Origin of the sequence: Micromonospora sp. WMMA1363, assembly GCF_030345795.1 — a bacterium.
In the GTDB taxonomy this organism is placed as follows: domain Bacteria; phylum Actinomycetota; class Actinomycetes; order Mycobacteriales; family Micromonosporaceae; genus Micromonospora.
The window spans coordinates 355,024-381,021 of record NZ_JAUALB010000001.1 but is presented as its reverse complement, the minus strand read 5'-3'; the positions used below and the strand labels follow the sequence as shown (position 1 = coordinate 381,021).

The 25,998-nt window shown below is 72.6% G+C and carries 28 protein-coding genes; 15 read left to right on the top strand and 13 right to left on the bottom strand.

Translation table 11 applies throughout. The features are described from left to right. Positions 1-48 precede the first annotated feature (48 nt). The gene (locus tag QTQ03_RS01785) at positions 49-1,653 is read right to left on the bottom strand and encodes a phytoene desaturase family protein (protein ID WP_289276406.1); all 1,605 of its coding nucleotides are present in this window, start codon (positions 1,651-1,653) and stop codon (positions 49-51) included. Between the two features lie 72 nt (positions 1,654-1,725). Between QTQ03_RS01785 and QTQ03_RS01780 the strand changes: the two genes are divergently transcribed. After that, a complete protein-coding gene (locus tag QTQ03_RS01780) occupies positions 1,726-3,159 on the top strand; it encodes an aldehyde dehydrogenase family protein (RefSeq protein WP_289276405.1) in 1,434 nt (477 codons plus the stop codon). A gap of 79 nt (positions 3,160-3,238) precedes the next feature. Here the strand turns inward: QTQ03_RS01780 and QTQ03_RS01775 are convergent, their stop codons facing one another. Next, positions 3,239-3,646 carry a ChaB family protein gene (locus QTQ03_RS01775; protein ID WP_289280629.1) on the bottom strand — a complete coding sequence of 136 codons (408 nt, stop codon included), beginning with the start codon at positions 3,644-3,646 and terminating at the stop codon, positions 3,239-3,241. Between the two features lie 223 nt (positions 3,647-3,869). Between QTQ03_RS01775 and QTQ03_RS01770 the strand changes: the two genes are divergently transcribed. The 4 genes from QTQ03_RS01770 to QTQ03_RS01755 all read left to right on the top strand — a co-directional run bounded on the left by QTQ03_RS01770 (position 3,870) and on the right by QTQ03_RS01755 (position 5,715). Next, positions 3,870-4,286, top strand: a complete 417-nt coding sequence (locus tag QTQ03_RS01770; RefSeq protein WP_289276404.1) for a DUF2795 domain-containing protein — start codon at positions 3,870-3,872, stop codon at positions 4,284-4,286. Positions 4,287-4,337: 51 nt separating this feature from the next. Then, positions 4,338-4,799, top strand: coding sequence for an SRPBCC family protein (locus tag QTQ03_RS01765; protein WP_289276403.1), 462 nt, complete (start codon positions 4,338-4,340; stop codon positions 4,797-4,799). A gap of 94 nt (positions 4,800-4,893) precedes the next feature. After that, entirely contained in the window at positions 4,894-5,154 is a 261-nt protein-coding gene (locus QTQ03_RS01760) for a hypothetical protein (RefSeq protein WP_289276402.1), read from the top strand. A gap of 183 nt (positions 5,155-5,337) precedes the next feature. Next, a complete protein-coding gene (locus tag QTQ03_RS01755; protein ID WP_289276401.1) occupies positions 5,338-5,715 on the top strand; it encodes a DUF6401 family natural product biosynthesis protein in 378 nt (125 codons plus the stop codon). A 65-nt stretch (positions 5,716-5,780) separates the two neighbouring features. Here the strand turns inward: QTQ03_RS01755 and QTQ03_RS01750 are convergent, their stop codons facing one another. Beyond that, a complete protein-coding gene (locus tag QTQ03_RS01750; RefSeq protein WP_289276400.1) occupies positions 5,781-6,647 on the bottom strand; it encodes a mechanosensitive ion channel family protein in 867 nt (288 codons plus the stop codon). Between the two features lie 190 nt (positions 6,648-6,837). Between QTQ03_RS01750 and QTQ03_RS01745 the strand changes: the two genes are divergently transcribed. Further along, on the top strand, positions 6,838-8,961 hold the full coding sequence (locus QTQ03_RS01745; protein ID WP_289276399.1) for an ATP-binding SpoIIE family protein phosphatase: 2,124 nt from the start codon (positions 6,838-6,840) through the stop codon (positions 8,959-8,961). 284 nt (positions 8,962-9,245) lie between these two features. After that, positions 9,246-9,713, top strand: a complete 468-nt coding sequence (locus QTQ03_RS01740) for a general stress protein (RefSeq protein ID WP_289280628.1) — start codon at positions 9,246-9,248, stop codon at positions 9,711-9,713. A gap of 65 nt (positions 9,714-9,778) precedes the next feature. Here QTQ03_RS01740 and QTQ03_RS01735 read toward each other — a convergent pair whose 3' ends face one another. The 3 genes from QTQ03_RS01735 to QTQ03_RS01725 form a co-directional block, all read right to left on the bottom strand. After that, positions 9,779-10,324 (bottom strand): GNAT family N-acetyltransferase, encoded by a 546-nt coding sequence (locus QTQ03_RS01735; protein WP_502889678.1) that lies wholly within the window; start codon positions 10,322-10,324, stop codon positions 9,779-9,781. A 236-nt stretch (positions 10,325-10,560) separates the two neighbouring features. Next, on the bottom strand, positions 10,561-10,752 hold the full coding sequence (locus QTQ03_RS01730) for a DUF397 domain-containing protein (protein WP_289276397.1): 192 nt from the start codon (positions 10,750-10,752) through the stop codon (positions 10,561-10,563). Next, positions 10,743-11,510 (bottom strand): DUF5753 domain-containing protein, encoded by a 768-nt coding sequence (locus tag QTQ03_RS01725; RefSeq protein WP_289276396.1) that lies wholly within the window; start codon positions 11,508-11,510, stop codon positions 10,743-10,745. The genes QTQ03_RS01730 and QTQ03_RS01725 overlap by 10 nt, the downstream gene beginning before the upstream one ends. 207 nt (positions 11,511-11,717) lie before the next feature. On the opposite strand from QTQ03_RS01725, the gene QTQ03_RS01720 reads away from it, so the two are divergent. The 3 genes from QTQ03_RS01720 (at position 11,718) to QTQ03_RS01710 (ending at position 12,857) form a co-directional block, all read left to right on the top strand. Beyond that, positions 11,718-11,939: a hypothetical protein gene (locus tag QTQ03_RS01720; protein ID WP_289276395.1), complete on the top strand. Its 222-nt coding sequence runs from the start codon at positions 11,718-11,720 to the stop codon at positions 11,937-11,939. After that, positions 11,939-12,166, top strand: coding sequence for a hypothetical protein (locus QTQ03_RS01715; RefSeq protein WP_289276394.1), 228 nt, complete (start codon positions 11,939-11,941; stop codon positions 12,164-12,166). Before QTQ03_RS01720 ends, QTQ03_RS01715 begins: the two co-directional genes overlap by 1 nt. Before the next feature lie 172 nt (positions 12,167-12,338). Then, positions 12,339-12,857, top strand: a complete 519-nt coding sequence (locus QTQ03_RS01710) for a hypothetical protein (protein ID WP_289276393.1) — start codon at positions 12,339-12,341, stop codon at positions 12,855-12,857. Positions 12,858-13,145: 288 nt separating this feature from the next. Here the strand turns inward: QTQ03_RS01710 and QTQ03_RS01705 are convergent, their stop codons facing one another. Next, entirely contained in the window at positions 13,146-13,274 is a 129-nt protein-coding gene (locus QTQ03_RS01705; RefSeq protein ID WP_289276392.1) for a hypothetical protein, read from the bottom strand. Positions 13,275-13,401: 127 nt separating this feature from the next. Here QTQ03_RS01705 and QTQ03_RS01700 point away from each other — a divergent pair, with 127 nt between their 5' ends. Next, the gene (locus QTQ03_RS01700) at positions 13,402-14,994 is read left to right on the top strand and encodes a phospholipase D family protein (RefSeq protein ID WP_289276391.1); all 1,593 of its coding nucleotides are present in this window, start codon (positions 13,402-13,404) and stop codon (positions 14,992-14,994) included. On the opposite strand, the gene QTQ03_RS01695 is transcribed toward QTQ03_RS01700, so the two are convergent. Beyond that, positions 14,943-15,695 carry a hypothetical protein gene (locus tag QTQ03_RS01695; RefSeq protein WP_289276390.1) on the bottom strand — a complete coding sequence of 251 codons (753 nt, stop codon included), beginning with the start codon at positions 15,693-15,695 and terminating at the stop codon, positions 14,943-14,945. The two genes, QTQ03_RS01700 and QTQ03_RS01695, sit on opposite strands and share 52 nt — an antisense overlap. A 377-nt stretch (positions 15,696-16,072) precedes the next feature. Between QTQ03_RS01695 and QTQ03_RS01690 the strand changes: the two genes are divergently transcribed. Further along, the gene (locus QTQ03_RS01690; RefSeq protein ID WP_289276389.1) at positions 16,073-16,900 is read left to right on the top strand and encodes a SigB/SigF/SigG family RNA polymerase sigma factor; all 828 of its coding nucleotides are present in this window, start codon (positions 16,073-16,075) and stop codon (positions 16,898-16,900) included. Positions 16,901-17,021: 121 nt separating this feature from the next. Here the strand turns inward: QTQ03_RS01690 and QTQ03_RS01685 are convergent, their stop codons facing one another. The 3 genes from QTQ03_RS01685 to QTQ03_RS01675 are packed head-to-tail and all read right to left on the bottom strand — an operon-like array spanning position 17,022 to position 19,799. Further along, positions 17,022-17,609, bottom strand: a complete 588-nt coding sequence (locus QTQ03_RS01685) for a GNAT family N-acetyltransferase (protein WP_289276388.1) — start codon at positions 17,607-17,609, stop codon at positions 17,022-17,024. Further along, on the bottom strand, positions 17,606-19,126 hold the full coding sequence (locus QTQ03_RS01680; RefSeq protein WP_289276387.1) for an APC family permease: 1,521 nt from the start codon (positions 19,124-19,126) through the stop codon (positions 17,606-17,608). The genes QTQ03_RS01685 and QTQ03_RS01680 overlap by 4 nt, the downstream gene beginning before the upstream one ends. Positions 19,127-19,169: 43 nt before the next feature. Next, positions 19,170-19,799 (bottom strand): GOLPH3/VPS74 family protein, encoded by a 630-nt coding sequence (locus QTQ03_RS01675; RefSeq protein WP_289276386.1) that lies wholly within the window; start codon positions 19,797-19,799, stop codon positions 19,170-19,172. A gap of 141 nt (positions 19,800-19,940) precedes the next feature. On the opposite strand from QTQ03_RS01675, the gene QTQ03_RS01670 reads away from it, so the two are divergent. The 3 genes from QTQ03_RS01670 (at position 19,941) to hrpB (ending at position 23,741) form a co-directional block, all read left to right on the top strand. Next, positions 19,941-20,783 (top strand): helix-turn-helix domain-containing protein, encoded by an 843-nt coding sequence (locus QTQ03_RS01670; protein ID WP_289276385.1) that lies wholly within the window; start codon positions 19,941-19,943, stop codon positions 20,781-20,783. 41 nt (positions 20,784-20,824) lie between these two features. After that, positions 20,825-21,019: a DUF397 domain-containing protein gene (locus QTQ03_RS01665; RefSeq protein WP_289276384.1), complete on the top strand. Its 195-nt coding sequence runs from the start codon at positions 20,825-20,827 to the stop codon at positions 21,017-21,019. A 73-nt stretch (positions 21,020-21,092) separates the two neighbouring features. Beyond that, positions 21,093-23,741, top strand: coding sequence for an ATP-dependent helicase HrpB (hrpB, locus tag QTQ03_RS01660; RefSeq protein ID WP_289276383.1), 2,649 nt, complete (start codon positions 21,093-21,095; stop codon positions 23,739-23,741). Between the two features lie 4 nt (positions 23,742-23,745). Here the strand turns inward: hrpB and QTQ03_RS01655 are convergent, their stop codons facing one another. Then, positions 23,746-24,471 carry a PP2C family protein-serine/threonine phosphatase gene (locus QTQ03_RS01655; protein ID WP_289276382.1) on the bottom strand — a complete coding sequence of 242 codons (726 nt, stop codon included), beginning with the start codon at positions 24,469-24,471 and terminating at the stop codon, positions 23,746-23,748. Between the two features lie 106 nt (positions 24,472-24,577). Continuing rightward, positions 24,578-25,993, bottom strand: coding sequence for an NADP-dependent succinic semialdehyde dehydrogenase (locus QTQ03_RS01650; protein WP_289276381.1), 1,416 nt, complete (start codon positions 25,991-25,993; stop codon positions 24,578-24,580). Between the last annotated feature and the right edge of the window lie 5 nt (positions 25,994-25,998).

The window sequence follows — 25,998 nt, the reverse complement described above, 5'->3', positions numbered from 1 at the left end:
CCGACAGGTCCGCCGGGGGCGGGCGGGTGCGTGCCGGTGTCCCGACGGTCAGTGGTAGACCGCGCGGTGGGCCGCGCCGATGGTGGCCGCGTACAGGCTGCCGCTCAACGACCGGTCACGGGCAAGGGCGGCCCGCGCGGCGTTGGCGCCGGGGGCACCGTGCACACCGGCGCCGGGGTGCGCCGACGAACTGGCCAGGTAGAGCCGGTCCACGGGCGTGTCGGCACGACCGAGGCCGGGAATCGGGCGGAGGAACAGCTGCTGGTACGCCGCGGCCGTGCCGCCGCCGAGCGCCCCGCCGACGAGACTCGGGTCGGCCCCCTCCAGCTCGGCCGGGCCGGCGACGTGCCGTCCCACGACGAGGCTGCGGAAACCTGGGGCGGCATTCTCCAGCACCTGTTCCATCCGCTCGACGTGCGCGGTGATCTCCTCGGCCCGCCAGTGTCGACGGAACGGCAGGTGGGTGTACGACCACAGCGACTCGGTGCCCGGCGGCGAGTGACCCGGGTCGGCGACGGTCATCTGGCCGACCAGCAGGAACGGGTCCCGTGGAACCTCACCGCGCGCCAGCGCGGCCGCGTAGGTCGTCAGTCCGTCGAGGTCCGCCCCGAGGTGGACCGTGCCGGCGGTGGCCACTGCCCGGTTGGCCCACGGCACCGGAGCGGAGAGCGCCCAGTCGACCTTGAGCGTCGAGCCGTCCCACCTGAAGTGCGCTAGGTCCTCGACCAGCCGGGGCGGCAACGCGGCGGCCCCGACCAGATCCAGGTAGAGCACGGGCGCCGGAACGTCGGCGAGCACCGCCCGGCGGGCCCGCCACAGCGACCCGCCCACGGTCCGGACACCCACCGCCCGGCCCCGGGCGGTCAACACCCGGTCCACCCGGGCGCCGTAGAGGATCCGGCCGCCCCGGTCGGCCAACCGGGCCACCAGCGCGTCGGTGATCCGCTGCGCACCACCGTCCGGGACCGGCCAGCCGACCTGCTGGCCGAGCATCGCCAGCAGCCACCCGTACATCCCGGAGCCGGCGTCGTCCGGGGAGAGGTCGGTGTGCAGGGCGCACCCGGCGAGCAGCGCCGGCCCGCCGGGGCCGTCGAAGAGTTCGTCGCCGAGCCGGCGGACCGGCACCACCAGCCGCCGGGCCAGCCGGAGCGACCCGGCGACCCGGACCCGGCGCAGCAACGCGAGGCTGCCACGCACCGGTGGAAAGGGCGTCGTGATGGCAGCCAGCACCGCTCCGGCAACCTGTCGCCAGTCGTCGTACGCGGCGAGCCACCGCCCGCCGTCGCCGGGCGCGAACGCCTCCAGCGAGGCGGCCGTGACCTCCGGATCCCGGTTGAGCACCGCCGCCCGCCCGTCCGGCAGCAGGTGCGCCAGCACGTCCGGGGCCTGCCGCCAGCGCAGCCCGTACCGGTTCAGACGGAGTCCACGCAGGACCGGGGACGCATATCCGAGGGGGTAGAAGGAGCTGTAGAGGTCACTCAGGTAACCAGGGGCGGTGACCTGTGCCGAGCGGACCGCCCCGCCCGGCACCTCGGTCGCCTCCAGCACCAGCACGTCCCAACCCGCGTCCGCCAGCAGGTTGGCGGCGACGAGACCGTTGTGGCCGGCTCCGACGACGACAGCGTCCATGCTTCCCGCGCCGGTCTGGCTCATCCGACCCGGCTACCCGGCGTCGAACCGGCCGAAACGAGTTTGCTCCGTGCGGACCGGGGCATCCACCGCCGCATGTACACGGTTGCGCAGCTCATAGGTGGAGTATGGGGTGCCGGCGGCGAGGGGGGCGAGTTGGTCGTCCACGACCCGGCCGACGGCGCTCCGGTCAGCTCGGTGCCGGTGGCGACGGCGGACGAGGTCGGCAAGGCGGTGGAGGCGGCGCGCGGCGCTGCGGCGGAGTGGGCGGCGACCACCCCGGCGGAGCGCGCCGCCGCGCTGCACCGGGCGGCGGACGCGGTGGCCGCGGTCGCCGACGAGCTGGCCCGGGCCACCACCGCCGAGATGGGCAAGCCTGTCGCAGACGCGCGCGGTGGCGTCGACGCGGGAATCGGCACCCTGCGCCACTACGCGGAACTCGCCCCGGTACGCGGCGGGCGGACCCTGCACGGCGCTCACCACGCGATGGACTTCATGCTCCCCCAGCCCCGCGGCGTGGTCGCCGCGATCACCCCGTGGAACGACCCGGTTGCCGTCTCCTGCGGCCTGCTCGGCGCCGCCCTGGTCACCGGCAACGTGGTGCTGTACAAGCCGAGCGAGCGGACACCGGCCACCGGCTGGCTGCTGGCGAGGGCACTCGATGAGGCACTGCCGGCGGGGGTGCTGTCACTGCTGACCGGCGGGTCCGAGGTGGGCGCCGCGCTGGCCGCGCAGCACGTCGACGTGGTCGCCCACGTCGGGTCGACCGCCACCGGCCGGGCCATCGCCGCCGCGACGGCCCGGACCGGCGCGAAGGCTTTGTTGGAGAACGGCGGCAGCGACCCACTCGTCGTGGATGGCGACGTGGATCCGGTCTGGGCGGCCGGGCAGGCTGCGGTCGGCGCGTTCGCCAACGCCGGCCAGATCTGCGTCGCGGTGGAGCGGATCTACGTGCACCGGGACGTGGCCGAGGACTTCGTCGACTCCCTGGTGGAGCGGGCGCGGGCGTTGCCGACCGGCCCGGGCGGCGACCCGGCGACCGAACTCGGCCCGCTCGTCGACCGGCGGCACCGGGACCACGTGCACGGGCAGGTCACCGCGGCGGTCGCGGAGGGTGCCCGGATCCGTACCGGCGGTACACTCCCCGACGGCCCGGGCGCCTTCTACCCGGCGACCGTGGTCACGGACTGCCGGCACGACATGACCCTCGTCCGTGAGGAGACCTTCGGCCCGGTCGCCCCGGTCGTGGTGGTCGACTCGTTCTCCGAGGCGCTGCGGTGCGCCGCGGATTCACCGTACGGACTGGCGGCGACGGTGCTGACCGGCTCGATGAACCGCGCCCAGCGGGCCTGGCGGGATCTTCCGGTCGGTACGGTCAAGGTCAACGCGGTGTTCGGCGGCGCGCCGGGCGGTGCCGCGCACCCCCGCCGCGGCAGCGGCAAGGGCTTCGGCTACGGCCCGGAACTCCTCGACGAGTTCACCGCCACCAAGGTGGTCCACATCGAGGCACCCGGCGGCGGCCACTGGTAGCCCGCTCCGGTCGAGCATGTGGTTGTGGTGGGGTTCCGACCTCGTTTCAGGTCCCCCACCACAACTCCCCGGTCGGCGCCTACCCTCGGCGGGAGCGGGCCGCCACCGTCGCGCGGGTGTTGGCCTTCTGGATCGCCTCGACCAGCTCAGGCTTGGTCATCTTTGACCGGCCCTGGACGTCGAGCTCGCGCGCGACCCCCATCAGGTGGTCCTTGCTGGCGTTGGCGTCCACGCCCCCGGCGGTGGCCGCCCGGCGCTGCGGGCCGCCGCCGGCGGCCTGCCGGTCGCTCGGACCCTTCCGGCCCTTCGGCTCCCAGTGGTCGCCCACCTTCTCGAACTCGTGCTTGACCGCTGCGAACGCGGTACGGTGCGACCGCTCCCCCTCGCCGTACGTCTGCACCGCCGAGTCGTGCGTCTTCTCCCAGGTGCGCTGTGCCTTCTCCGGGGAGCGTCGCAGCGTGCTGGGCATGTCCTCGCGCCCGGGCATCTCGTCCTCCTCCGCGTCGGTGGTCTCCACTCGACCGTTCCCCGGTGACCGGCCGGCAAACCGGGCGCCGGGGGCGGACCACGACCGACGGGGGCGCCGGCGCGGCCCGGCATCGCAGGCCGGCGCGAGCGACCCGAAGGAGGCGGTACTGCCACCCGACTCGCCAGGCCGTACGTGACCGTGTGCCGGTTTACCAGGAACCCCATCGGGTAGCGCAGAAGGCATGGAACGTGGCAGCAGCAAGCACGGACCGAGGGTCGACGAGCAGATGAACCAGGAGGTCAGCGGCCTCGTTCAGGGGCCGGGGGCCGGCGGCTCGCGAGTCGAGGAGTCCCGGCAGCCGGAGCCGGCGGGCGAGGACCAGCCGGAGCCCAAGACCGTGACGGCCGGAGCGCTGCGCAGCGGCAACCCACAGGGGATGAGCTCCGACGACGTCGAGGAGCGCAGCCGGCTCGGGCGGTTCATCACGCTGTCGGCCCTGCCCGGCGACCGCGAGGCCCTCGTCGCCAACGCGCGGAACAACGACGCGCCGGCCGACATCATCGCCGAGCTGGAGCGCCTGCCCGCGGAAACCCGGTACCAGACGATCTCGGAGGTCTGGGCCGCCCTCGGCCACAAGAACGAGACGATCCGCTGGTGACCGGTCTCCCCACGATCCAGACCCGATCACCGGCGGAGAGGAGGACAACTGATGGGTGGCGTCGTGGAACACGTGGACGTGTCCGTTCCGGTGCGCACCGCGTACGACCAGTGGACCCAGTTCGAGGAGTTCCCGCACTTCATGGCGGGAGTGCAGGAGGTCCGCCAGCTCTCCGAAACGCTGACCCACTGGACCGTCGAGGTCGCCGGGGTACGGCGCGAGTTCGACGCCGAGATCACCGAGCAGCTCCCCGACGAGCGGGTCGCCTGGCGCTCGACCGGCGGCACCCAGCACGCCGGTGTGGTCACCTTCCACCGGCTGGACGAGAATTCCAGCCGGGTCACTCTCCAGCTCGAGTTCGAGCCACATGGCGCGGTCGAGCAGGCCGGCGACAAGCTCGGCGTGGTGGACCGGCGGGCGAAGGCCGACCTGGAACGGTTCAAGCAGTTCATCGAGGAACGCGGTCAGGAGACCGGCGCCTGGCGGGGCACGGTCGACCGCCCTCAGCCGTGACCCCGACACCGCTTTGGGACGGCCGCCGGCTCCGCCGGCGGCCGTCGCCGTGGCGTGGGGTTTCACGGGGGTGGGGTCGGGTACCGCACGAGGTATGACCGACGACAACGCAGTGTGGCGCGACGAGGACCGGACTCCGCTCAGGGAGCTGGATCGGGCCGTCGCCCGATCGACGCTGGACGGCCAGGCCGACGACGTGACCGGCAACGACGCCGGTGAGGAGGCCGCTTTCGGGCACGGGCCGGAGGCGGTCGACCGCGGCGGCCAGGCGGCCGGCGCGGGTCGCGAGCCGACCGACCGGGACCGCGCATACCGCCCTTCGACCACCGGACGGACCGGTCCCGACACGATGTGACCCTGGTCGTCCGACACGATGTGACCCTGGTCGGCGGGTCGGGAGCCACCCGGCCTTCCGACCTCCCCCGACCCGGTCCACCCCGGGCACGCCGGGCGCAGACCAGGCTCGGCCCGGTGGAGGATCCGGTACCCGCCGAGTGGACGAGGTCGACCGCGGTCCGGCCGGTTAGCCTCGTTCCCCATGCGCGTGCCGTTCAACCAGGCCACCCCCCGTTCCGCCGTCGGCTCCGCCCGGTCGACGCTGGCCACCCTGGCCGATGCCCTGGGCGCCGACGGGCTGGCCGCGGCCACCACCCGGCCGGGGCTGCTCGCACTGGTCGACCAGCACGCCGCCGCGATCCGGGAGAGCCTCGACGGCGACCGCCGCCCGTTGACCGTCGCCGCCCTGGCCGGCTACGCCGAAGGGGTCCGCGCCGCCGCGCTCGAGCACGACTGGCAGCCACCGTCCGGTCCGGTCGACTGGTCCACGCCGGATTGGCCACTCACCCGTCTGCTCGCGGTCTCCGCGCTGGCACGGTCCCTGGGCGCCCCGCGGCCCGCGCCGCTGCCTCCGGTCTGATCACGCCGCCGTCGGAGGGTGCCCGCCATACCCGTGGGCACCCTCCGTCGTGCGTGCCGGCGTGCTCAACGGCGGAACTGCTGGGTCTCGTCCCCCACGTTTTCCGACTGGTACGTGCCGGGCCCGCCGGCCATGCTCGGGGACTCCTCCCGCGACGTCGCCCCGGTACGCTCGGCGCCCGTCCGGTCGGCCATCTGCCGCTCGACGTCACCGCGACCGGCGCCCTGCGCCCGACGGTGTTCCTGCACCGCCCGCGACTCCTCGGCCATCCGGTTCAGCCAGCCGTCCCACCGACTCTGCATCGGGCGCACCAGACCACCGCCGACGCCGACGATCAGGATTCCGGCGACCGTGGCGAGGACCGCGATCAACACCGGAGTGGTCACCGTGGTGGCGATACCCACCTGGTTCAGTGCCGCGATCACACCGAGCGCGAGGATGAACACGGCGACCAGATCGGCCAGGACCCGGCCGTACGCGAGACCGCCGAGCGCACCGCTCACCAGGTCGCGGACCGCGTTCGCGATGGCGGCGGCGACGACCACGATGATGATCGCCACGAAGGCCCGTGGCAGCCAGGCCACCACACCGGCGATCAGGTCACTGATCGCGTTCGGCCCCCAGACCCCGAACGCGAACTGCAGGGTGAACAGCAGTACCGCGTAATACGCGAGCCGCGCGAGAATGTCGCTGGCGTCGTACTTGGTGCGTTCCAAGGCCCGCTTGATGCCGCCCCGCTCCACGGCCCGGTCGAAACTCACCCGTTCCAACGCTGTGTCCACAACCTTCAGGACGGCTCTGGCGACGAACCATCCGATCACGAGAATCGCGATGAAAGCGACGGCTCTCGGTATGAACAGCAGCACCGACCTCCACATGTCGGCCACGGCGGTGCCGATGTCGACCTGCCTGGCCGCGAGGATTTCCGGCATGACGTCCCTCCTGTCGCATGGACTGCCTGGTGCGCATACCCGGTCACTCGGACAGCACGCCGTACCGGTCCTTTGCATTTTCTTGACATGCCGCGCGAAACCCGCCTTGATCAGGCTAAACAACGTGGCGGGAAACATGCTGGAGACATGATCGAGGTCAATCGGTCGACGGTCCCGCTAGGCTGCGGGCATGCCAGGAACGGTTGGACGGGTGCCCATGCCGCCAGCGCCGGTCTCACGCGGATCCGCTCCATCGGGCGCGGCGGCCACCGCCCGCGCCCACGACTGGGCGGGCACCGCGCTGGGCCCGTGGCCGGGCTGGGACCCGGGGATCCGCGCGACGGTCGACCTGGTCCTCGCCTCGCCCGTGCCGATGGCACTCGCCCTGGGTGACGAGTTCCTGCTGCTGTACAACGAGGGCTACGCCGACCTCATCGGTGACCGGCATCCGGGCGCGATCGGCTGCCCGGCCGCCGAGGTGTTCCCGGAGATCTGGCGGATGCCTGGTGTCGGGGACGCCCTCGAGCGCACCTACCGCACGGGTGAGCCGTTCCTGGAGAAGGAGACCACCCTGCCGCTGCGCCGCCGCTCGGGCGCGGTGGAGCACGCCGTGTTCACCCGGGGATGCTCGGCCGTCCGAGACAGCCAGGGCCGGATCGCCGGCGTGCTCACCGTCGCCGCCGAGACCACCCACGTCACCCGGCAGTTGCAGAACCTGAGCGAGCTCGCCGCGGCGCTCGCGGGCACGCTCACGCTGGACGACGTGGCACGGGTCGCCCTGCGCCACGTGCTCGCCTCCGTCGACGCGGACCGGGTGTCGTTCGCTGTCGACGAGGGCGGCGGCGGGTGGCGAATGGTCCGCCGGCTCCGGGGTGAGCTGATCGACGAGGCCGACGAACGGCTACCGCCGCTGTGGCGGCGCTTCCCGGCGGACTCGGCGACGCCGGTGGTGGCGGCGGCCCGCAACGGGGCATCGCGCTTCGTCGAGGACGGGGAGCCGCTGCGGGAGGTGGCGGTGGACCGCCACGACCAGAAGATCCGGGCGCTGGCCGCGGTACCGCTGCGCGGCTGCGTCGTCCGCGGCGGCCTGACCGTCGGGCATCAGGCCGCCCACGCCTGGTCGGCCGCCGAACACGCGTTGCTGCACGCCGTCGCGGAGCTGGTCGGGCAGGCCGCCGAACGGGCCCGCCGGTTCGAGACCCAGCACGGCACCGCCCAGCTTCTCCAGCGCAGCATGCTTCCAGCCCATTTGCCGGATCTGCCTCGGCTGCGGATCGCCGCCCGGTACGACGCGGGGGTGGACGGGAACGCCGCCGGTGGGGACTTCTACGACGCGTTCCAGCTGCCCGCCGGCGAGTTGGCCGTCGTCCTCGGCGATGTCGCGGGGCATGACGTGCAGGCGGCTGCCCGGATGGGGCAGGTGCGGGCGGCACTGCGCGCCCTGGCCCTGGCCGACCCACGTCCGGATGCCGTGCTCGCCGGGCTCGACGGGCTGGTCACCAGTCTGGGAGCCGAAGGTGACACGCACGAACTGTTCGTCACCGTGGTCCTGGGGGTGATCGACGCCGAGCGGCATCGGCTCACCCTCGCCAGCGCCGGCCATCCCGCGCCGCTGATCCGCCGGAGCCCCGGCGGAGAGCCATCCGCCGAGTACGCCGACCTGACCGCCGGCGCCCCGCTGGGTCTGGGCAGCCGACCGACGTCCACCACCGTCCGGTTCTCGCCCGGCGAAACGCTGCTGCTGTTCAGCGACGGCGTGGTGGAGCGGCGCCGGCAGGGGCTGGGCGCTGGCCTGGCGAGGCTGGCCACAGCGGTGGCCGGGGCCGGCAGCGGTGATCCACGCGCACTCTGCGCGGTGGCGACCGCCGCGGTGCCCGGCGCTACCGAGGACGACGTCGCCGTGCTGGCCGTGGAGCACGCGCTGCGGCCCAGCCGGTCGGCGTGCATGGAAGTACCGGCGGAACCGACCGCGCCGAGCCGCGTACGTCACTGGCTGACGGCGCAGCTCACCGAGTGGCGGGTGACGGAGTCGATCATCGGTGCGGCGGTGCTCTGCACGAGCGAGCTGACCACCAACGCGCTGCTGCACGCCGGCACCGCCGCCCGGATCGAGATCGACCTCAGCGCGGAACGGCTGCTCGTGTCCGTCGCCGACTCGGGCACCCGGGGCACCGTCACCCGGGCACAGACCGACACGTTGAGCAGCCGGGGCCGAGGGCTCGGGCTGATCGAGGAGCTGACCGACGCGTGGGGCACCGACCCGACCCTCCGCGGCTCGACGGTGTGGTTCGAGATCCTTCTCCCCGGTCGGTGACGGGCGGCGCCGAGCCGGCCCGCGGCGGGTAGCGGAACGCCCCTTCTCAACATCCGGGTGGCAGCACCGGGCCCCGGCGCCCAGCGTCTCGCAACGCCCGACGCCGCCTGTGTTACGGGACCGGGCCGAACGGGAACGTGTGTGATTGACGAAGGAGGAGGCTCATGACCACACCGTCGAGTCCGACCTCGGCCTGGCGCCCCGGGATGCCCGGCCGCGACACCCTTCCGTCCGGCCCTGCGGGTCACCCCTCGCCACCGAGCGGCGACGGCAACGCGCCGGGGATGGGTCCGCCCACCGTGACCATCGGGTCGTACCCGGACTATCCGTCCGCGCAGCGCGTCGTCGACTACCTGGCCGACAACCGGTTCCCGGTGGAACACACCGCTATCGTCGGCACGAACCTCACCCTGGTCGAGACGGTCCTCGGCCGGATGACGACCGGGCGGGCGGCCCTGGTCGGCGCCGGTTCTGGTGCCTGGTTCGGTCTGTTCATCGGATTGCTCTTCGCCATCTTCACGGCCGGCAACTGGTTCGCCGTGGTCCTCGCCGGTCTGGTGATCGGCGCCATCTGGGGCGCCGTGTTCGGCGCGGTCGCGCACGGGATGACCGGTGGTCGGCGGGACTTCACCTCCGCCAGCTCCCTGCGCGCCGGCCAGTACGCGGTCATCGTCGACCAGCAGTACGCCGAGCAGGCCCGTCAGCTCCTGGGCCGCCTGCACCTGCAGGCACCCGAGCACCAGCGCGGCTGACGACCCGCGCGGCACGAGGACGCGCATCCGGCCGCCGCGGCGGCCGGATGCGCGTCCGGGCGCTCTCAGGCGGGTCGCGGGTCGGTGGCGAGGCGGGCGTGCAGGTGCTCGTCGTGGCGGTGGCCGTCCCCGAACCGGTACGACTCCCGCAACGTGCCCTCCAGCGTGAACCCGGCACGCTGGGCAACCCGGCAGGAGGCGGCATTGGCCACCGCATGACACAGCTCGATTCGGTGCAACCCGTCCTCGGCGAAGCCCCACTCCGCCAGCCGCGCCACCGCGCGGGTCGCCACGCCCCGGCCCCGCGCCGCCGCCACCGTCCAGTAGCCGATCGTGGCATAGTCGGCGCCCATCCGGCGCAGCGACACCGAACCGAGCAGTCCGGTCCCGTCGGTCACCGCGTACGACACACCGGTGGACGGGTCCGCCCGCCGCCGGATCCACTCCCGGGCGGCAGCGAGGTCGGGGATGTCCCCCTGCGGGTTCCAGCGAGCAATCTCAGGCTCCCGGAGGGCGTCGAACACCGCGGGCGCATCCTGCGAGCACCACGGGCGCAGCACCAGCCCTCGGGCGGTCAGTTCCAAGGTCTCCACGACGGGCCAGTCTGGCATCCCGTCCGCCGACCGCCTACCGATTAAATCTGCACTACCGGCGGTCCTTTGCCGGAAAGCGGGAACGACGCGGACTCCCAGCGACCGGTAGGGAGCCTGCGATACCCGCTATCACCGTCGACACTGTGCTCGTCCTACCCCTGTCGTCCCCGGACGACTACTGAACGGTTTCCCCGCTGTTCGCAGCAGAGCGCCCCGAGCCGCAGGGGTTCGGGGCGCTCTCCGGGGTCGGTAGGTCAGCCGCGCCCGGCGACCTGGGCGACGAACGCCTGCCATGCCGCCGGGCCGAACACCAACGCCGGACCGGTCGGGTCCTTCGAGTCCCGGAGGCCCACGACGCCGGGGAGGTTGTCGGCGACTTCGACGCAGTTGCCGCCGTTGCCGCTACTGCGTGTGCTCTTGCGCCACCGTGCGCCGGTCAGGTCCATGATTCTGCTACTTCCGTGAGGAGGTCGACTGATTGCCAGTGGGACAGCGCCTCGCCTCGCACGTTCTCCCACGCTGCCAGTATCGCCGCCAGGTCGGCCGGGTCGCTAACCACCTGCCCTTGTAATTGATTGTCCAGGTAGCCGGCCACCCGGTGGTCGTCACTGGTCGCTATGACGAACGGTCCGTTCAGCCCGGCGTACGCGCCGACCGTGGAGGGCACGACGTGCACCCGGACGTGCGGAGCCTTGCAGGCCGCCGTCAGGGCGTGCAACTGCTCCCGCATGGTCTCCCGGCCGCCGACCGGTCGGCGTAGCGCAGACTCGTCCACCACGGCGGTGAGCTGAGGCGGATCATCGCTGGTGAGGATGCCCTGGCGGGCGAGTCGAGCAGCCAGCAGCCGGTCGACGTCCGCATCTCCGCGCAGGCCGCCACCGGACAGCACCGCGCGAGCGTACGCCTCGGTCTGCAACAAACCCGGCAATACGACGGACTCATAGGACCGCAGCGACACGGCGTCACGCTCGATCTCCTGCCACGGGCGGAACCAGACGGGATCACGACGTCTCGAAGTGTCCGCCCATATGTCCGCCACGTCCCGGCCGAGGGCGGCCGCCGCTGCCGCTCGGTGGCGGGGGTGCGGGATTCGCCCTTCACCGAGCCAGCGGGCAACTGTCTTCGGGTCGACCCCTACTTCCTCTGCCAGGGATTCGGTCGTGTAGCCGGTCTCGCTCAGTGCCTGCCGAAGCGCATCGTTCACGAGTCCTCCATTAGACGTTCTATACGTCTGTCGACCATATTTCTACGCGGTTTGAGTGTCCAGCAGGGCATACCAAACTGATCCCCATAGGACGGCGTGAGTCGGCCGAGGGACCCGAACCCCGCCGGTCGCGCTGTCGGGGCCGCCCCCGTCCAGGGGTGCGAACGGGGGCGGCCCCCTCCACGTCCACCAATTGGGAGTGCAGCCATGCCGACAGCCGTAGTGCGGCTACCGCAACGACAGCGCCGGGTGGCGTTGGTTACCTTGATCGATCCTTGTCGCCGGGCGGCGAACTCTCGGGTGTCCGAAGGGGCGTTGGAGCGGTTGCTGGCCGGCGGGCGTGCTGTCGGCCGGGCCCGCGTGGTCTGTCCGCCGCAGCTCGACGATGCCGTCCTGGCGGCTCTGGTAGCGGGACTGCGGGCGCTGTGATGGCCGATGACCTGAGTCCCGCCGATGACCTTGACCCCGCCGATGTGCGCGCCTACCCCGATCCGCATGGCGCACCCCCGGTGCCGGACGGTGACCGGGTGCGCCCAGCCGCACTGCCCGCAGACACATCCCCGCAGCCCCTACCCGTCACGGCCAAGCAGAAGGTGCTGGCGACGGTCGTGGTGGTGATCGTTGTTGCCGCCATCGTGATCCGGGTTGTGCGGTGACGGACGGGCGGCCGGGGCCGGTGACGGTCGACCGGTGGTGGCGACCGGCCGCACCCGACGGCCGGCCAACGAAAGGAAGCAACGATGCGTCACCGCCGCGCCCCGCCGATCCGCCGGTAGACTGGCCCGGCTCGTGAGCTGCCACGATCCCTCAACAGGTCAGGAGAGCGCCGTGCAGGTATCCCAGGCACTGGACGTGATGGAGGCGATCCTCCGGGTGGCCGAGCACCCCGACATCGTGTCGGTGTCGCGGTATGGTTCGGACACCCAGCCGGGCGGCCAGTCGCCCACAGGGATCAAGGTTGGCCATCAGGTCGGGTCATTCGCCATGCTGTGGGCCGCCGTGCCGCCGCGGGACGCCACGCCGGCGCCGCTGCCCACCGAGCCGCTGCCCCCGAAGTGGCGGGCTGCTCGAATCCTCGTGCTCGCGCAGCAACTCCTTGACACCGCCCAACCCGAGGTCTTCACCTCGTGGGAGCTGTGCCGTCAGCCTGGCGTGGAGGTGCCGGTCGCTGCCGCGATCCGGCTCACGGCCCGCGATGGCTCGGTGATCTACCTGCGAGGCACGGCGGCGTCCGGGGATAGGCCCGAGCCCGAGACAGACCCCTATCCGGACTACCAGATCCCGCAGGGAGTCCAGTCATGGCACCTCAATCTCAGTGCTCCGCCTGCGGAGTCCGCGTCGGTGTAAGCCCCGGCGGTTCCTGCCCGCCGCATCAGGCGATAGGCAGCCGGGGAACCTGCCCCGGCTCCGGCCAGCCCACGACGTAACAGCACGTGGCCCCGCTCTCCCGCCCCGGGAGAGCGGGGCCGTGTCGTCTCCTGCTGGCCCTGCCGGCGTGCCGGCTTCAACGCCTCGCCCGACCCTGGGTGTGAGCGACGCCTGCCTGGCCCCGGATGCGACGAGACGCACCGCCCAGCCGATGAGACCGCGGTGGGCGCGCCGGGCCGATTCCGGTGCCCACCGCCACGTCGGCCGTCAGGACACGACGAAGATGCCGGCCACTCCGAGGATCACCATCACCAGCACGGCCACCAGCGCTCCCCGTTCCCCCTCCACCGCCTGCTCGCGGTACTCGGTCACGGAGTTCGTCGTCTCGCCGTGCATGCTGTGGCCTCCTCGGTGTTCGGTACAGGATCGTTTGGGTATGCCGTGGGTCGACCCGCCGGTGGTGCCGGTTGGCCGTGCCCTCGGCGGGGTCCACCGACTCGTTCGACTCGGAAGGGGTGGGAATGTGGTACCCCACGAGTGGCTTCTCTCCGCAGCCGAACGCGGCAATCCGAGGTCAGAATTACCCGTCTGGACCAGCGGAAACCTCGCCGAGCCCCTGATTCACGGTGCGGCCTACTTCGACCGGCTGGCACGGGAGGTGGAGGCCCTGGAGCCCGGTGACCACCTCTTCTTCTTCGACTGGCGGGGCGATCCCGACGAACGGATGCGGCCCGACGGCCCGCCGGTGTGCCGGTTGTTCGCCCGGGCCGCCCGGCGCGGCGCGGTGGTCAAGGGGCTGATCTGGCGCTCGCACCTCGACGTACTCACCTTCAGCGAGGAGGAGAACCGCAACCTCAGCGAGGAGGTCGACGACGCCGGCGGCCAGGTGCTGCTCGACCAGCGGGTCCGCCGCGGTGGCTCACACCACCAGAAGCTCGTGGTGCTGCGGCACCCCCGTTGCCCGGAACGCGACATCGCGTTCGCCGGCGGCATCGACCTGTGCCACAGCCGTCGGGACGGCGCCGAGCATCACGGCGATCCGCAGGCGGTACGCATGTCCAGGCGGTACGGCGAGCGCCCGCCCTGGCACGACTCGCAGCTGGCGCTCCGCGGGCCGGTGGTCGGGGTACTCGACGGCGTGTTCCGGGAGCGGTGGGCCGACCGGGCGCCGTTGGACTCGGCGAGACCCCTCGCGTATCTGCGCGACCGGCTTTTCCACGCGGACCTACGCCCGAACCCGCTGCCCGACCAGCCTCCGCCCCCGCCGGCCTGCGGTCCCCATCACATCCAGGTCCTGCGGACCTATCCCAGGAGGCGACCCCGCTACCCGTTCGCCCCGGCCGGCGAGCGTACGGTGGCCCGGGGCTACCTGAAGGCGCTGCGAAGGGCCCGCCGGCTCATCTACCTGGAGAACCCGTTCCTCTGGTCGTCCGAGGTGGCGGACGTCTTCGCACGGTCCCTGCGCGCGAACCCGCGCCTGCACATGATCGCCGTGATGCCCCGCCATCCCGGCAACGACAGCCGGCTGTCGCTGCCGCCCAACCTGATCGGCCAGGAAAGGGCCCTGTCGCTGTTGACCCGGACCGCGCCGGGCCGGCTCCACGTCTTCGACGTGGAGAACCACGCCGGGATCCCGGTGTACGTCCACGCCAAGATCTGCGTCGTGGACGACGTCTGGGCCACCGTCGGCAGCGACAACCTCAACCTCCGCTCCTGGACCTACGACAGCGAGCTGTCCTGCGCGGTGGTCGACGACACCCGCGACCGGCGGGACCCGGTGGACCCGGCCGGCATCGGCGACGGGGCCCGGGTCTTCGCCCGGGAACTACGCCTGCGGCTGCTCCGGGAGCACCTCGACCGGGACCCGGACGGTGGCGAGGACGCCGATCTGCTCGATCCCACGGACGCCGTCAACGCCGTCACGGCCGCCGCGGACGCGCTACAGCGGTGGTACGACGGGGGTCAAGCCGGTCCCCGTCCGCCGGGGCGGCTCCGGCCGTACCGGCCCGGGCCGCTGCTGCCGTGGTACACCCGGGCCTGGGCGCTGCCGTTGTACCGGCTGGCCTACGACCCGGACGGCAGGCCGCTGGCGGCCCGACGCGCCGGTACCTGGTGAGCTGCGCCCGCTCCGACCAGCTCGGCGTCGGCGCGGTGTTCGGTCAACCCACCGGGGTAGGCGAACGAAGCGCGTGGCGCGTAGAAGCCGAACGCGATGGTGAGCGGATTCTCCGGGCGCAGCGCGTAGATCGGATGTGCCGGCGCCAAGAACTCCACCGACTCGATGACGAACGGGGTGACCGGCTCGGCGACGTACGGGTAGACGGCGTTGAGGAGCCGCCCGCCGCGGGCGGTGAAGTAGCGGTGGTGCCCGCTACTGACCGTCCGGCCGGCGTCGCCGACCTCGCAGCGCGCCCGGATCACCGGAACGCCGTCGATCTCGGTCTCGGCCACCAGGAACCCGCCGTCGCTGCCGATGGTGGTCCGCCCGCGTCCGGCTGGCGCACCCCGGGCCGCCGCGTACTCCCGGACTCGGTCGCTGGAGGCGACGTAGTGGGTCCACCAGCCGCCCGGGCTCTCCCCACCGGGCGCGTCCACCCCGACCAGCGAGACCCCGAGGTAGGTCAGTGAGTATGCCCCGAAGCCGGAGGTCTGGCTCGCGTCGTCGACGACGTACTGGTTCATGAAGACCTGCCGGTCCGGGCGGGGCCGCAGCCCGGCGGGGACCAGCGCCGACACCGCGTCGGGATCCGCCGGGAGCCAGCTGAAGTAGAGCGTGCGGCTGTTCACCACGAGCTGGGGAGCGGATGGGTCCAGCACGATGCCTCCGGTGCGACTGTTGTCATCCGCGACGCTAAGGCTGGTCCCGTCGACGGGACAACGACGGAAAGTCGACACCGGTGGTCGGTCGCCTGAGCTGCGGACGACCGCCTGACGGTTCCCGGCACCCGATCAGCCGGCCGGCGTCGACGCATGGGTGGCGAGCACCGGATGCCCGGAACGACGAGTAAGCCCACAGCAGGAGCCCGTCATGTAACTTGTAGGGCGTTTTAACGTTTAGAGTCCGTTAAGTACATCAGCCGTTCAGCTAGATTCCGAGGAGACGATCAGGCTAGGGTGACTTCCGAACGGACATCTGAAGCTAAACCAACGGCGTCACGTACTAATCCGCGGACGAGGTGCAGGGAGGACCATCCATGACCGCGCCAGCGATCAGCGACCACGCGACGAAGGCCGCGCCGGCCACCACCGAGACGCTCGCCCCGCGGGCACTCACCGACAGCTCCGCCGAGGTGCTCGACGCGATGGCCGCCCTGCCGGCCAACCACCCATCCCGCGCCGCGCTGCGCGACCGGGCCATCGAGGCCTGGCTGCCGCTCGCCAACCACCTCGCGCAGCGCTACAGCGGTCGCGGGGAGCCCACCGACGACCTGAGCCAGACCGCCGCCGTCGGGCTGATCAAGGCAATCGACAAGTTCGACCCGTCCCGCGGCGTCGACTTCGCCCGATACGCGATCCCCACGATCATCGGTGAGCTCAAGCGGCACTTCCGCGACCGCACCTGGGACATCCGGGTCCCCCGCCGCCTCCAGGAGCTACGGCTGGCCATCTCCGACGCCAACAGCTCACTGGTGCAGACCCTCGGCCGGTCGCCGACGGTCAACGACATCGCCGCCCACCTCGACATCACCGAGGAAGAGGTCCTGGAGGGGCTCGAAGGTGCCCGCGCCTACAACGCGGTGTCGCTGTCCACCCCCGCCGGCGACGGCGACCGGGCCACCGAACTGGGCGACCTGCTCGGCCGCGAGGACGACGAGTACGAGCTGGCGGAGCTGCGGGTCGCGCTCGGCCCCGCGCTCGCCACCCTGGACGAGCGCGAGCAGAAAATCCTCACGCTGCGCTTCTCTGGCAGCCTGACCCAGTCGCAGATCGCCGAGCAGATCGGTGTCTCCCAGATGCACGTGTCCCGACTGCTGTCCCGGGCGCTGGCCAAGCTGCGCGGGCAACTGGCCGGCACGTACTGAGTCGGCGGTGACAACGGCCTGGGGCGGGGAGCCCTGGCCACCGTGGAGTCCGGACCCACCGATTGTGGAAAGACCCTTCCACCACCCAAGGAACGGTGGCGGAAGGGTCTTTCCCTGCTCCTCAGCGGGGATCGCGCCACATCGGCCAGAACGGGGTGCCGTCGGGCAGCCGGAACGGCTCGTGGACCTGGTAGCCGTGCCGCGCGTACAGATCGCGGCCGGTTTCGCTCGCGGCCTCCAGGTAGCCCGGCATCCCGTTGGCATCCAGCCAGTCGTGGTGGTGCCGCAGCAGTGTGCTGCCCACCCCCTGGCCCTGCCGGTCCGGCCGGACGGCGAGAAATGCCAGATGGTGGTGGTCCGGGTGCGGATGGTTCTTGGCGAACAGCTCGTCAAGGTGGGCGAACCGCTCGGTCCACTCGCCGCACGCCGCGGCGAGCCGGCGGTCGTAGTCCTTCGGGGACGGCACCGAATCACCGACCGAGGGAAACCAGACGGCGACGCCGGCCCGCTCTGCGGTGCCGAGCACCAGGCCATGCCGCATCGCGTGGTCGACCAGGATCTCGAACTGTCCCGCCAGCACCGTCTCCCGGCCACCCTCGTCCGGCACGAGCCAGCGCGGTGCGTCGAGCACCAGGAACGCCTGGGCGATCCGCTCGGCGACCAGCCGGGTCTCCGCCGGACCCAGGCGCTCGACCGCGACGTCGCTCACCGGCGCGTCTCCGCCCGCTCGGCGGCCAACGAGAACTCGGGGACCACGCCCACCGCCGCGCTCTGCGCGCCGAGGCCGATCCGGGCGTACGTGTCGGGCCGGCTCGCCCGCAGCACCAGCGCCCAGACCACACCCACCAGCGCGGCCACCGGATAGGCAACCGGGATCGCCCAGCGCAGGGTGGAGTCCGGCGCCACGCCGAGCAGATCGGCGAAGTTGACCACCGCCAGGGTGACGATACCGACCAACGCCAGCGCCGCGAGGCCCGGCGCGACCGTACGGCGCCACAGCGTCTCCTCGGTGCCGCTGCGGGCGAAATAGGCGATCACCGCTACCGCCGTGGTGGCGATCAGCAGCAGCACGCCGAAGCCGCCACTGGTACCGCACCAATAGAAGAGCTGGACGATCGGGTCCCAACCGTTGACCGCGTAGAGCAGGATCACCACCAGGCCGAGCGTGCTCTGCGCGATCGACGCCGCCCGCGGCGCGCCGGTGAGCGGCGACGTCCGCCCGAAGACCGCCGGCAGCACCCGCTCCCGGCCGAGGGCGAACGTGTACCGGGCGGTGGTGTTGTGGAACGAGATCATCGCGGCCAGTACGGAGGTCAGGAACAGCGCCTCGCCGATGGCGACAACGGTGCTGCCGAGATGCTCGCCCGCCAGGCTGAAGATCAGCCCGACGCTCTGCTCACCGGCCTGCTCGACGATCCGGTCCGGCCCGACCGCCACGGTCATGGTCCAGGAGGAGAGCGCGTAGACGACGGCGATGATCGCGATGGAGAGGTAGGTAGCCAGCGGCACCGTCCGCCGCGGGTCCTTGCTCTCCTCGCTGAATACGACACTGGACTCGAAGCCGACGAAACCGAGGATCGCCAGGACCAGTACCGCGCCGACTCCCGGGACGAAGAGGTTGTCGGGCGCGAACGCGGCGAGGCTGACCTGCCCGTCGGCGGGGTTGCCGAGCTGGCCGAGGTCGAACACGAGGATCACCGCGATCTCGGCGACCAGCAGCGCGGCGAGGACCAGACCGTTGATGTCGACCCGCAGCAGTCCGAGCACGGCGACGATCACCCAGGCGACCAGCGCCACCAACCACCAGTGCACGGCCACACCGAAGAGCCGGTCCAGCACCGGCGCCGCGGCCGCGCCGATGGCACCGTACAACCCCACCTGGAGGGCGTTGTACGCGATCAGTGCCACCCAGGCGGCACCGACGCCGGCCGGCCGGCCCAGCCCGCGGGACACGTAGGCGTAGAAGGCGCCGGCGTTGGCCAACCGGCGGGCCATCGCCACGTAGCCGACGGAGAAGAGAGCGAGCACCGCGGCCACCGCCAGGAACGCCAGCGGGATGCCGAGGACGCCGACGACGCCGTAGCCGGTGGTCACCACGCCCGCCACGACGGTCAGCGGAGCGGCGGCGGAGAGGACAAAGAAGATCACCGATGGTACGCCGAGCCGGCCACGGGCCAGCGCTTCGGAGACGTTGCTCGGTCGTTCGATCGTTGCTGTCGAGGACATGCGCGCTCCGGTTCAGCGAGGGGATGCGGGGGGGGTGCCGGGGTCACGGGGCGCCGCGCAGCACCGCGGCCCCGACGGCGGCCTCGGTGTGCACGACCAGTTCCTTCAGCGGCGGGGGCAGGGCGGCCACCAGACCGGCGAGCCGGTGGTGGGCGCCGGGGGCGGCCGTCCAGAGCACCTCCCGGCTCAGCCCGGCCGCGGCGATGAGGCCGAGCAGCAGCGCGTCGGAGAGGGTCGGCGGGGGTTCCGACCGCTCCAGGAGCACCCGCATTCGGGTGGCCGGCCAGGCGGCCGTGTTCGGGTCGATCGGGACGTAGCTCACGGTGGTGCGCAGCAGGCGGCGACCCTCCTGACGCCGCAGGACCCCCGCCCGGGCCAACCGCTCCCCCACGGCGGCCGTCGCGGTCTGGGCGAGGAAGCTCAGCCAGGTCCGGGCCGACTGGTGCCGGGGCTCGCCGATCAGTTGGTCGAGCACCGTGTGGGCGAGCGCATCCACCGGTGGTCGACGATCGACGATCGTGACCAGGCCGTCGGAGACGGTGACATGTCCATACAGGACGAGTTCGCCGAGGAGGCCACCGGCGAGCCCGAGGCCGGTCGCCGCCGGATGCAGCTTCGCCTTGCCCCGGATGTCGTTGTGGGCGATCAGGAAGAACTCGTCGGCGATGAGCAACCGGCCTCCCGAACACGTCGTCCACAGTGATCGCGACCGGGCAAGGATGCACCGAGCGAATCTGCAACGCAACTCCCACTTTCAGCGGTTGCACTCCGTATCCATGCGACCTGCGGATTCTCGTCATGACAGACTCGGAGGGTGACCGCGAGCCCGACCGTCCGCCGCCGCCGTATCGCCCGGGAACTCCGCCACCTACGGGAGCGAGCGGGGATGACCCTGGATGTCGCCGCCCGGCAGTTGGACATGTCCAAGAGCAACCTGTCCCGCATCGAGAACGCACAGATCGGCATCAAGCCGCGGGACGTACGCGCCGCGCTGGCCCTCTACCAGGTGACCGGCGTGGACGCCGAGGCGCTGATCGACATCGCCCGCGACGCCCAGCAGCGCGGCTGGTGGCAGAACTACAGCGACGTGCTACCGGAGTGGTTCGAGTTCTACGTCGGACTGGAGGCGGAGGCGGCGACCCTGCGCACGTACGAGGCGGAGGCGGTACCCGGCCTGCTCCAGACCGAGGCGTACGCGCGGGAGGTCTTCCGGCGCACCGCCGGCGAGGAGGGTATCGAACGCAAGGTCGCCGCGCGCCTGCGCCGGCAGGAGGTGCTGCACCGCGACGGCCCGGTGGAGCTGTCAGTGGTTCTCAACGAGGCGGTGCTCTGCCGACCGGTCGGCGGTCGCGCGGTGATGGCCGATCAGTTGGCGCACATCGCCAAGGCAGCTCAACTACCGAACGTAACGATTCAGGTACTGCCGTTCCCGGCCGGCGGACACCCCGCGATGAACGTGCCGTACGTGATTCTGACGTTCGCCGATGTGGCCGACGCCGCCGTCGTCTACCTGGAAAACCTCACGACAGGGCTGGCGCTGGAGGAGGCGGGACACGTCACCGGGTATAGCCTGGTGCACGAGGAGCTGCGCCGGTTGGCGCTCGGTCCGGAGGCGTCTCACGCACGCTTGACGGAGGCTTCTCGTAACTTTGCGTGACCGTCTGACGCGGCGCGCCGGGACAGACGAGAGGTACCGCGATGACCGCGCACAACGGGGGGAACTGGCGCATCAGCAGCCGCAGTGTGGGCAACGGCAACTGCGTCGAGGTGGCCAGGGTGGACGGTCGGATCGCGGTCCGGGACAGCAAGGACCGGCGGGGGCCGGTGCTGGCGTTTCCGCTGCCGGCCTGGCGGACCTTCGTGTCCGGGATCGACGGGGTACGCGCCGACTAGCACCGGTTCCATCGGGCGCGGCTGCCGGGAACCGGCCCGATCGCCCGCCACCGACGGTGGAAGACTCTCCGGCGTGCTCTCCGACGTTCACCTCGACCTGCCGGTCCGGTCGGCGCTGCCGGCGCTCGTCGCGGCGCTGCGGTCCACCGGCACCGGGGTGCTGGTGGCCCCGCCCGGCACCGGCAAGACCACCCTGGTGCCGCTCGCCGTGGCCGACGACGTGGCCGGGCGGGTGCTGGTGGCACAGCCGCGCCGGGTCGCGGCACGCGCCGCCGCCCACCGGATGGCAGCGTTGCTGGGCGAACGGGTGGGCGAACGGATCGGGTACGCGGTCCGCGGCGACCGGCGCGCCGGTCCGCGCACGCGGGTGGAGGTGGTCACGACCGGCCTGCTGGTCCGCCGGCTGCAGCGCGACCCGGAGCTGCCCGGCACCGGTGCCGTCCTCCTCGACGAGATCCACGAGCGGCAGCTCGACGGTGACCTGGCACTCGCCTTCGCGGTGGAGTCGCGGGCCGCGCTCCGTCCCGACCTGTGGCTGCTCGGCATGTCGGCGACCCCTGACGCGGATCGGGTCGCCGCGTTGCTCGGTGGCGACACACCCGCACCGGTCGTGCGGGCCGACTCGGCCCTGCACCCGGTGACCCGGGTCTGGGCGCCGCCGCCCCGGCCGGTTGCCCCACCCGGCGCCGGCCGGGTCGACCCGGCGCTACTCGATCACGTCGCGGCCACGGTCCGCCGGGCGTTACGCGAGCGCGACGGCGATCTGCTGGTCTTCCTGCCCGGGGCGGGTGAGATCGCCACCGTGGCGCGCCGCCTCGCCGATCTGCACACCGAGGTGGCCATCCGGACACTGCACGGCCGACAGCGGGCGGCCGACCAGGACACCGTGCTGCGGCCCCGACCGTCTCGGCCCGAAGTGGCCGCGCCCGGACCCGCAGCAGCCGCCACGCGGCGGCGGGTGGTGCTGGCCACCGCGATCGCGGAGAGCAGCCTCACCGTGCCGGGCGTGCGGGTGGTGGTCGACGCCGGGCTGGCCCGGGTCGCCCGGCTGGACCTGGCCCGCGGGCTGGGCGCGCTGGTCACCGTGCCGGTGTCCCGGGCCGCCGCCACCCAGCGCGCCGGACGCGCGGGACGGGAGGCCCCCGGCCACGTGTACCGCTGCTGGTCGGCGGCGGCCCACGAACGGCTGGCCGCGCAGCCGGAGCCGGAGATCGCCACGGCCGACCTGACCGGGTTCGCCCTCGACCTCGCCGCCTGGGGCGCACCGGACGGCCGGGGGCTCGCGTTGCCCGACCCCCCGCCGGCGGCCGCTCTCGCGGTGGCCCGCGACACCCTCGCCACGCTCGGCGCGCTCGACGCGGACGGCCACGTCACCGACCGGGGCCGGGCGATCGCCGCCGCCGGCGCCCACCCGCGACTGGCCCGTGCCCTGCTGGACGGCGCGGCCCGGGTGGGCCGGGACCGGGCAGCCGAGATCGTGGCGTTGCTCGCCGAGGAAGGCGTCGCCGGTCCCGACGACGACCTGAGCGCTGTCTGGCGGCGGCTCCGCGCCGACACCGATCCCGCCGCCAGCGCCCGCTGGCGGGCCGAGGTACGCCGGTTGCGCACCGCCCTGCCACCGGGGGACCCGGGCCCGACCACCCACACGCACGGTGTGGTGACCGGCACGGTCCGCAAGCCCGTCGGGCGGGACAGCGACGCAACGGGGGCCGCAGGGCGCCCCGAGGACCACCTGCCGGATGACCTCGCGGCCGGGCTGGTGGCCGGTCTCGCGTACCCGGAACGGCTGGCCCGAGCGCGGCGGCCGGGCGGCTCGGCGTATCTGATGACCGGCGGGACGGCCGCGGAGCTGGCGCCCGGGTCGGCGCTGGCCGGGTCGGCGTGGCTGGCGGTCGCGGTGGCTGACCGCTCCCCCGGAGCCCCCGCCGCACGGATCCGACTGGCCACCCCGGTGGACGAGACGACCGCCCGGGAGGCGGCCGGGCCGCTACTCGCCACGACGCGTGAGGTGGCGTGGTCCGGAACGGACGTGGTGGCCCGCGAGGTGGTCCGGTTGGGCGCCCTGGATCTGGTCGGGCGTCCACTGGCCCGTCCCGACCCGGCGGAGCTGGCGGCCGCTCTGCTGGACGGGCTGCGCCGGACCGGTTTGGACCTGCTGACCTGGACCCCGGCGGCGCGATCACTGCGGGAGCGGCTGGCGTTCTGCCGCGCCGCGCTCGGCGACGACTGGCCCGACGTGGGTGACGAGGCGCTGCTCGCCGCGGCGCCAGCCTGGCTCGGGCCGGAGCTGGCCGCCGCCCGCCGCCGCACCGACCTCGCCCGCACCGACGTCGCCGCCGCGCTGCGCCGGCTTCTGCCGGGACCGCTCGCCGCCCGCGTCGACGAGTTGGTGCCCGAGCGCATCGCCGTGCCGAGCGGATCACGGATTCGGGTCGACTACGCGGATCCGACCACGCCGGTGCTCGCGGTGAAGCTCCAGGAGACGTTCGGCTGGCGGGCGACACCACGGATCGCCGGCGGCCGGGTGCCCGTCCTTCTGCATCTGCTCTCCCCGGCTGGGCGGCCGGTCGCGGTCACCGGCGACCTGGATTCGTTCTGGCGGTCGGGTTACCCGCAGGTCCGGGCGGAGCTGCGGGGACGCTACCCGCGGCACCCCTGGCCGGAGGACCCGACCACGGCCGAGCCAACCCGACGCGCCACGCCGCGCCGCCGCCGCCGCTGAACGGCTACTCCTCCACCACGTCGGCGACAATCACGGTGACGTTGTCCGGGCCGCCCGCGCGCAGTGCCAGGTCGATCAACTTCCGGGCGCAGTCGGCCCGGTCGCGGTACTCGGCGAGCACCTCGGCGAGGGTTTCCGGGCGGACCACGTTGGACAGGCCGTCGCTGCAGAGCAGCCAGCGGTCACCGGCCCAGGGCAGCATCGTGGCATAGGAGGGGGAAACCTCCGCGCCCTGCAACGCCTGGGTGACGACGGCGCGGCGGGGATGGCTGCTCGCCTGGTCGGGCGTGATGACCCCCTGGTCGACGAGCATCTGCACGAAGGTGTCGTCCCGGGTGATCTGTTTGAGCACGCCCTCGCGGAACAGGTACGCCCGCGAGTCGCCGACGTGAGCCAGCGCCAGGCAGCTCCCCGTCCGGGCGAAGAGCAGCGCGGTCAGCGTCGTCCCCATGCCCTGCCGCTCCGAGTCCTCGCGGACGGCCTGCCGGATCCGGGTGGTGGTCACCTGGATGCCGCCCTGTAACGCGGCGACCAGCGCGTCCTCCGGGGTCGCCACATCCAGCGGGGCGATGGAGTCGATCGCGATGGAGCTGGCCACGTCACCGGCGGCCATTCCGCCCATGCCGTCGGCGACAGCCACGAGCCAGGTGCCGGCGTAGCGGGCGTCCTGATTCCCGCTGCGGATCAGCCCACGGTCGCTCGTGCCGAACGAACGCAGCTTCAGGGTCATGGGAGGCAGCCTGCCAGGCCGAGGGTGCGGTTGTCTCTAGCGGGTCAGGACGCCATGCGCGACGCGGCGATCTCACGGCGCGCGACCGGCCCGCTCCTCGGACAGCTCACTCGGCGTGCGCGCCGGCCGACGCGGCGCCGCCGCCGTCACCGCCGACCCACACGGTCTTGGTGTTGCAGAACTCCCGCATGCCCAGGGCGGACAGCTCCCGCCCGTACCCGGAGTTCTTCACGCCGCCGAACGGCAGCTCCGGGAAGGATGTGGTCATGCCGTTGACGAAGACGTTTCCCGCGTCCAGGTCGGTGGCGAAGCGCTCCTGCTCCTGCGGTTCCCGGGTCCACGCGTTGGAGCCGAGCCCGAACGCGGTGCCGTTGGCCACCTCGATCGCCTCGTCGTACGACGACACGCGGTACAGCCCGGCGACCGGGCCGAAGACCTCCTCGGTCCACATCCGCATCTCCGGCGTGAGGTCGGTGACGACGGTGGGCGGGTAGTACCAGCCCTCCCCGGCCGGCTGCTCACCGCCACACAGAATCGTGGCGCCCTGGTCGACCGCGTCCCGGACCTGGGCGTCGATCTCGCCCCGGCCGCCCTCGCTGGCCAGCGGTCCCACGTCGGTGGCCTCGTCCATCGGATCACCCAGTCGCAGCGCGGACATGCGCGCCGCGAACCGCTCGGCGAAGGCGTCGAACACCTCGGTATGCACGATGAAGCGTTTCGCGGCGATGCAGGACTGGCCGTTGTTCTGGCAGCGGGCGGTGGTGGCCACCGCGGCGGCCCGGTCCAGGTCGGCCGAGGGCATCACCACGAACGGGTCGCTGCCGCCGAGTTCCAGCACGGTCTTCTTCAGCTCTCGGCCGGCGATCTGGGCGATCGATCGCCCGGCCCGCTCGCTGCCGGTCAGCGTGGCGGCCCGCACCCGGGGGTCGCTGAGGATCCCGTCCACCGCGTCGGAGCCGACCAGCAGCGTGGTGAACGCTGCGTCGGGGAAGCCGGCGCGACGGAACAGGTCCGCCAGCCGCAGGGCGGTTTGCGGCACGTTGGAGGCATGCTTGAGCAGGCCGGTGTTGCCGGCCATCAGCGCCGGCGCGGCGAAGCGGAACACCTGCCAGAGCGGGAAGTTCCAGGGCATCACCGCGAGCACCGGACCGATCGGCTGGTATCGGACGAACGCCCGGGCGGCCTTGACGGCTGCCGCGTCGGCGGGCTCGTCGGCGAGGAACTCGGGCGCCTTCGCCGCGTAGAAGCGGCAGGCGGTGGCGCACTTGGTCACCTCGGCCCGCGCGGCGGCGTACGTCTTGCCCATCTCGGTGGTCATCAGGCGGGCGGTCTCGTCGCGCTCGGCCTCCAGCAGGTCGGCGGTCGCGACGAGCCAGCGGCCGCGCTGCGCGACGGTGGTGTCGCGCAGCTGCCGGTACGCGTGGTCCGCCCGCTCGATCGCGGCGTCGACCTGCTCGACCGACAGCGCGTCGTAGGACTTGAGCGTCTGCCCGGTGGCGGGATTGATGGTGGCGATGGGCATGTCGT

What these genes read in the sequence shown, in the direction of transcription:
- QTQ03_RS01785 (WP_289276406.1), bottom strand. Translation starts at nt 1,653, where the DNA reads ATGAGCCAGACCGGCGCGGGAAGCATGGACGCTGTCGTCGTCGGAGCC.
- QTQ03_RS01780 (WP_289276405.1), top strand. Translation starts at nt 1,726, where the DNA reads ATGTACACGGTTGCGCAGCTCATAGGTGGAGTATGGGGTGCCGGCGGC.
- QTQ03_RS01775 (WP_289280629.1), bottom strand. Translation starts at nt 3,646, where the DNA reads ATGCCCGGGCGCGAGGACATGCCCAGCACGCTGCGACGCTCCCCGGAG.
- QTQ03_RS01770 (WP_289276404.1), top strand. Translation starts at nt 3,870, where the DNA reads ATGGAACGTGGCAGCAGCAAGCACGGACCGAGGGTCGACGAGCAGATG.
- QTQ03_RS01765 (WP_289276403.1), top strand. Translation starts at nt 4,338, where the DNA reads ATGGGTGGCGTCGTGGAACACGTGGACGTGTCCGTTCCGGTGCGCACC.
- QTQ03_RS01760 (WP_289276402.1), top strand. Translation starts at nt 4,894, where the DNA reads ATGACCGACGACAACGCAGTGTGGCGCGACGAGGACCGGACTCCGCTC.
- QTQ03_RS01755 (WP_289276401.1), top strand. Translation starts at nt 5,338, where the DNA reads ATGCGCGTGCCGTTCAACCAGGCCACCCCCCGTTCCGCCGTCGGCTCC.
- QTQ03_RS01750 (WP_289276400.1), bottom strand. Translation starts at nt 6,647, where the DNA reads ATGCCGGAAATCCTCGCGGCCAGGCAGGTCGACATCGGCACCGCCGTG.
- QTQ03_RS01745 (WP_289276399.1), top strand. Translation starts at nt 6,838, where the DNA reads ATGCCAGGAACGGTTGGACGGGTGCCCATGCCGCCAGCGCCGGTCTCA.
- QTQ03_RS01740 (WP_289280628.1), top strand. Translation starts at nt 9,246, where the DNA reads ATGGGTCCGCCCACCGTGACCATCGGGTCGTACCCGGACTATCCGTCC.
- QTQ03_RS01735 (WP_502889678.1), bottom strand. Translation starts at nt 10,324, where the DNA reads ATGCCAGACTGGCCCGTCGTGGAGACCTTGGAACTGACCGCCCGAGGG.
- QTQ03_RS01730 (WP_289276397.1), bottom strand. Translation starts at nt 10,752, where the DNA reads ATGGACCTGACCGGCGCACGGTGGCGCAAGAGCACACGCAGTAGCGGC.
- QTQ03_RS01720 (WP_289276395.1), top strand. Translation starts at nt 11,718, where the DNA reads ATGCCGACAGCCGTAGTGCGGCTACCGCAACGACAGCGCCGGGTGGCG.
- QTQ03_RS01715 (WP_289276394.1), top strand. Translation starts at nt 11,939, where the DNA reads ATGGCCGATGACCTGAGTCCCGCCGATGACCTTGACCCCGCCGATGTG.
- QTQ03_RS01705 (WP_289276392.1), bottom strand. Translation starts at nt 13,274, where the DNA reads ATGCACGGCGAGACGACGAACTCCGTGACCGAGTACCGCGAGCAGGCG.
- QTQ03_RS01690 (WP_289276389.1), top strand. Translation starts at nt 16,073, where the DNA reads ATGACCGCGCCAGCGATCAGCGACCACGCGACGAAGGCCGCGCCGGCC.
- QTQ03_RS01680 (WP_289276387.1), bottom strand. Translation starts at nt 19,126, where the DNA reads ATGTCCTCGACAGCAACGATCGAACGACCGAGCAACGTCTCCGAAGCG.
- QTQ03_RS01665 (WP_289276384.1), top strand. Translation starts at nt 20,825, where the DNA reads ATGACCGCGCACAACGGGGGGAACTGGCGCATCAGCAGCCGCAGTGTG.
- QTQ03_RS01655 (WP_289276382.1), bottom strand. Translation starts at nt 24,471, where the DNA reads ATGACCCTGAAGCTGCGTTCGTTCGGCACGAGCGACCGTGGGCTGATC.
- QTQ03_RS01650 (WP_289276381.1), bottom strand. Translation starts at nt 25,993, where the DNA reads ATGCCCATCGCCACCATCAATCCCGCCACCGGGCAGACGCTCAAGTCC.